Source organism: Lysobacter zhanggongensis (assembly GCF_046638635.1).
GTDB lineage: Bacteria > Pseudomonadota > Gammaproteobacteria > Xanthomonadales > Xanthomonadaceae > Novilysobacter > Novilysobacter luteus.
The window spans coordinates 1-713 of record NZ_JBJXHK010000181.1 but is presented as its reverse complement, the minus strand read 5'-3'; the positions used below and the strand labels follow the sequence as shown (position 1 = coordinate 713).

General features: G+C 75.3%; 1 protein-coding gene. It reads left to right on the top strand.

Annotated features, from left to right (window positions below; translation table 11 throughout):
• Positions 1 to 713: penicillin-binding protein activator (locus ACKVMH_RS13575; RefSeq protein ID WP_412700675.1), on the top strand; the 713-nt coding region annotated here is incomplete at both ends.

The following is a 713-nucleotide window of genomic DNA, read 5'->3' as shown; positions in this document are numbered from 1 at the left end:
GCCCTGTTGCGTCGCGGGCTGCCGCTGCCCCGCCCGTTCGACCGGGTCGCGTGGCAGTTCGATGCCAGCGCTCGCCCGCCGGCCGAGGCGGACGGCTACCGACCGCCGGTGCGGCTGGCAGTGCTGCTGCCGCTGTCGGGTGACCTCTCCGCAGCGGCCGCACCGGTCCGTGACGGCCTGCTGGCCGGCTACTACGGCGAGTCCCGCCGCCGCCCGGAAGTGCGCTTCTACGACACCCACGGCACCGCCGGTGGTGCACTGGCCGCCTACGACCGTGCCGCGGGTGAAGGCAACGACTTCATGGTCGGCCCGCTCGGCCGCGACGAGGTCGGCGCGTTGTTCAACCGCGGCGCCCTGGCCGTGCCGGTGCTGGCATTGAACCGCGCCGGCGACGTCCCGCCGGCGGGCAACGCGAGCTTCTCGCTGTCGCCCGAAGACGAGGGCATCGCGGCCGCCGGCCTGCTGCTGGAGCGCGGGGCACGACGGGTGCTGGTGATCGCCGGCAGCGATGACAGCCAGCGTCGTGCGGTCGATGCGCTGCGCAACCACCTCGCCGAGCACGGTGCGACGGTCACCGGCATCGCCAGCGCAGGGATCGCCGACTACAGCCCCTACGCCCAGGCGGAGGGCGGCGTCGACGCGGTGTTCCTGGCGGTGCGCGGCAACGTCGCGCGCGAGGCGATGCCGCGGCTGGCCCTGGCCGGCCTGGCCGG